The 4425-nt window shown below is 64.8% G+C and carries 2 protein-coding genes and 1 pseudogene; all 3 read left to right on the top strand.

Annotated elements, in window-relative coordinates:
• A pseudogene (locus MKL09_RS23970) lies at nucleotides 1–246 on the top strand (helix-turn-helix domain-containing protein); the annotation flags it as partial.
• A gap of 1308 nt (nucleotides 247–1554) precedes the next feature.
• Entirely contained in the window at nucleotides 1555–2094 is a 540-nt protein-coding gene (locus MKL09_RS23965) for a hypothetical protein (RefSeq protein WP_244024395.1), read from the top strand.
• A gap of 1128 nt (nucleotides 2095–3222) precedes the next feature.
• On the top strand, nucleotides 3223–4293 hold the full coding sequence (locus MKL09_RS23960; RefSeq protein ID WP_409566981.1) for a hypothetical protein: 1071 nt from the start codon (nucleotides 3223–3225) through the stop codon (nucleotides 4291–4293).
• Nucleotides 4294–4425: the final 132 nt, after the last annotated feature.

Genomic DNA, 4425 nt, shown 5'->3' with positions numbered 1-4425 from the left:
GGGTTTCGCAACCTGCCGAACATCGTCCGCATCGTCTCGGCCGAGTGGACCGCTTGGCTGCGCCTGGCCCGGAAGGGATCCATTCCTCAGGGGGGTGGGTGCAAATCCCCGCAGCGCACGCCTACTGAAGTTCAAGACCTGTCAGAATCGGGGAAAACGGAACCGAAAAAGAGCTGCCGACAAGCGGCTGGCGACCTCGACCGAGAGGCACGTTCTCGAATCCGCGCGGGTGGTCGGGCGGGCTGAGCTATGCGGTGCCGGTCTGCGGGCGGACGGTATTACGAACAAACCCAATGCGCCGTTTTAGAGCGGGCGTTCTGGCACACCTGAATCTTCAGGCCACACAAATGCACTTTTAACGGTCTTCGACTGCTCGTGATTCGATTTTGCCGCAGCCTTGAACTGTTTCTGGGCTAGCCCAGTTTCTAACAGATGTTAAATCGCGGTCTGGCCATAGTCGGCGACCTGGAGCCCATCGGCGTCGCCCGGCACCTCAGGGTCGTTAGGCGCGGTGACCCGTTGTCAGCCTGCGCTACAATCTCAATTTCCTGCTTATCTACTCTCGCATTGCTCGCAATAGGCGCAACCTGGCTTGCCCCTCGCAGCGGTTGGATGCCGCCGACGTCTACGCGCCGCACACCATCTGCTGTGCCCGTCGAAGCTCCCGTCATCTTTCCGGCGTGGGTTGAGGTCCCGCACCTGACCGGGCCGCTATCGACGCGAGACGATCCGGATGCTTCACCGCCCGCGGACGGACCGCGCAGTTTCCTGGATCCGGATCCAGCGGACACCGCGGAGCAGCCGGAATTCCTGCCCCCTCGCGCTAACCCGCGCCTGCCGCTAATCGGCCGTGGCCCCCTCGATGCGGCGCGTCTAACGCACGAACAGTCGTCCATTTGGAATGACCGCACCGAACGTCGAAATGTCGGGACATCGGTTCAGCCGCCCGTGGTAGCGGCGCTTGAACCAGATGTGCCGCAACAATCGCAGGATCGAGCCAGAACGGAGCCGACGCGAGCCCTGTCGACGAGGCCGACCCCTGCGCCGATCCTGCCGCCCCGATCGATCCAGGCGCAGGCTCCGATCGAGGTTCTCGGTCGTTCTGCACCGACGATCACCGCTGTGCCCCCGCCCGGACGCGTGGCGACGCTCAACCCGGATCCTGCGCGGCAGGTGGTGGATCGAACGAGCCCGATCACGACGCCCCACGACGCCGGGGGCGTGGTCGCGCCGATCCTGAACCCCGGACCAGCGAAACACGTGCAGTCGCTCAGACGGCCGAAGCCGGCGACAGCAGCCTCGCGAGCCCGAGTGCCGTATCGCGACACTGAGCAGACGGCGGGCATCATCAGCCTGCCACAAGCGGTCCGGGCGCGGATCGATGCCGGCGCGGTCGCGCACGCCTCCATGCATCGGGCGCATGCCGATCGCTCGGTGAACCTACCAACCGCTTCCGCGCCGTCCGCACCTTGGACGCTGCCACCAGCCCTCGCGCCGACGGACTAGTGCGATGCCGCGGCCCCTCGTTCACCCCCGCGAAGAAGGAAAGCCGTGATGTTCCTACGTTCGATCTGCTGCGCGACCCTCATCTCTGCCCTGGCCGGCCCTGCGCTGGCGCAGGATGCAACCGCCACATCGGACAGCTCGGCGGCCACATGGCAGATGCCCTGGCAGATCGCGCCGATCGGACCTGCATCCGCCGCAGCCGGAGAGCAGACCATCCTGTCGATGGTACCCGGCACCGGCCTGGTGAAGGGCACTTCCGCCGCCCTGCAGACCATAGGTCAGCCCCTGCCCGAGGTGCCGGGCCGCAACCGAACCGTGGAGACCTGTCGAGCCACCGTCATGAGCGAGGCCGGCAAGGCCGGCATGAAGCAGGTCGAGGCGGTCTCAGCTGGTGCGGATAAGACCGACATGAAAGGCGACTATTTCGCGCCGGTGCGGTTCCGCATCACCTACGAGCGGCCGATGATGTACGAGGTACGCGAGGCGGCGATGATCTGCGTCGTGAGCCGGAAGGGTGCCATCGTTGACGCCTATATGCCGGCCGACGAGTCGGTCGTGACGCAGTGGACGGCCCTCAGCCGCCGATGAGCTGACCGCGACAGTTCCTCCCGCGGCTGCTACAGCCCTGCCCCCTTCCCGCCGGCGCGCCCTAGGCGTTCGCAACACCGCAAGGCATGCGGCGGGCAAGCACGCGACGACAGGCGTTCTTCGGGCCAGTTCCTTACGGATCGCTCGTGAAGCCTTGGCCGGGCAGTCGCGTGAGGGTCGGTGCGGCGGCGGGACTGGAGACCGCAAGCGCCGGCCCAGGGCTCCAGATCATCGGCGACACTGAACGGCAAAGGCCAACCCCGGGTGTAGGGGCGGGAGTTGTGCCATCAAGCTCACGAGCGCTGATGGGAATCGGTACTCACCGCTCCAGTCACATCCCGCCGTCTGAGGTATCCTCTGAGATCGAAGCTGGCTCAGCTGTAACGTCGGGAGCGTCTTGAGACCCATCCGTGAAGCCTACAGGATGGTCGACTGGGGGAAACAGGTCCGCCAATCCGGTGGCTACACCGTGCAATACTGGATCCTGCGACGAGCCGAGGGAAGGCGTGTACGGGTCAACGGTTCGCATGCTGAACACGGGTCTGAAACTGATGGGAAAGTGAGCAGCCCTCAAACCGCTCTTGATCTGGGTTAATAGCGCTTAACGTCGATGGTTCAGATGATTTTTCGCGCGTGGGTTGCAGGCACTGCGACGGCTGTCTGTCTCACAGCACCGCTATGCAACCTGCGCTAAGGCAACACGCCTACTTGCAAGGGTTCGCTAACCGACGGCCGTCACCGTCGTCGACATGTCCAAGCGAACGATCCGAACCCTAAGAGGCGCCCTCTGGATCGCTGCCCTCGCGCTCTGCTGCTTCTCGGCCGCGATGCTGGTGAAGGCCAATCGCCCTGCTGAGCAGACGGTCGCGCAGCGGTCGTCCGTCGATCCAGCAACGACAGGGGCCATCGGTCCGGCTTCCATCCGGTGGTGCGGTGCCGCCTCATGGTGCCGCTGACCATCGAACGGCACGCCGGCATCGCTATCGATAGGCTTCCGAGCTCTAAATGCGCTTTGATCTGCCCTATTAACCATTATGCAACACAGGTTAACAATTCGTTGGCGCAAAGCTCTGCTTTGTGAGGAAATACGTAGGCGGGTCGGTGCCCGATACGTGTTTCGAGGTGGCCATGGTTCGGGTCCCGGTGCTCAGGCTCACGCGTCACCTGGTTACGCGCGCGCTGGTAAGTCTCACGGCCCCACCACTGGTATTTCTCGCCGGTACGAGCTCTGCCAGCGCTCACGTGAAGTGGTTCTGCGCCTACGACGTCGCCGGGCAGCCGCGTGGCCTCGAACAGGTGCTGTGCGCTGACTTCGAGTGGCTCTCTGGTCTGGCCATCCTTTGCCTGATGTTCGGGTGCCTGGCAGAGGGCACGCCGCTCGGCGGTGCCCTCATGAATGCGTTGGATCGCGTCACCACCCGGATCCGCACCGACACCGAGCTCCTGGTCCGCGCCACCCTCGGCTTCTTTTTCGTCTCGCTCTGGGAGCTGGGCGGCATCATCCTGACCCCGGAGCTCAAGACCGACGTCGCCTGGATCCCGTGGTTCCAACTCGCGCTCGCCGCCTGCCTGATCTGGCGGAGGACCATGCCGCTCACCGGGATGGGCATCGTATTCCTGTTCAGCTTCGCCACCGCGCAGTACGGCGTCTTCCACCTCGCCGACTATCCGGTGTTCCTCGGTGTGGCGGTCTACCTCGTTTGCCAAGGCCTCAACCTGAAGCCCTTCGGCTTGCGCCCGCTGGACATCGTGCGCTGGACCGCTGCCATCACGCTGATGTGGGCCTCGGTCGAGAAGTGGGCCTACCCGCAGTGGACTGATCCGCTGCTCACCGCCAAGCCGCAGATGACCATGGGTGCGACCCCCGAACTGTTCATGCAGGCCGCCGGTGTCATCGAGTTCACCCTGGCCTTCGCGCTGATCTGGACCCCGCTGGTGCGGCGCGCCGCGGCGATCATCCTAGCGGCGATCTTCGTCTCGGCGGTGTTCGAGTTCGGCAAGGTCGACGCGATCGGGCATTCCGGGATCATCGTCGTGCTGCTCGGTATCGCAGCCGACGACGCCCGAACCGCGGTGCGGGTGCGCGATGTAGCTTGGGCGCCGGCCTACTACGGCGGTGCGCTCGCAGCCTTCCTGGCGCTGTACTACGTCGGCCATGAGGCCCTGTATGAAGGACTCGTCGGCCTGCCGGTGATCTGAGGCTGTGGGGTAGACGGACCGTCGTAGCGGCCCTCCTACTGGACGTGGAGGGTGAGCTTCATCTTTGGGTGGATGCCGCACTCGATCACGAAGTCGCCGGGCTCCTTGAGGGTCAGCCTCGCCTGCTTGCCG

The sequence above is a fragment of the Methylobacterium sp. J-048 genome, from assembly GCF_022829515.1.
GTDB lineage: Bacteria > Pseudomonadota > Alphaproteobacteria > Rhizobiales > Beijerinckiaceae > Methylobacterium.
The sequence above is the reverse complement of the archived record's forward strand: the minus strand, read 5'-3'. Positions and strand labels throughout refer to the sequence as shown.

What these genes read in the sequence shown, in the direction of transcription:
- MKL09_RS23965 (WP_244024395.1), top strand. Translation starts at nt 1,555, where the DNA reads ATGTTCCTACGTTCGATCTGCTGCGCGACCCTCATCTCTGCCCTGGCC.
- MKL09_RS23960 (WP_409566981.1), top strand. Translation starts at nt 3,223, where the DNA reads ATGGTTCGGGTCCCGGTGCTCAGGCTCACGCGTCACCTGGTTACGCGC.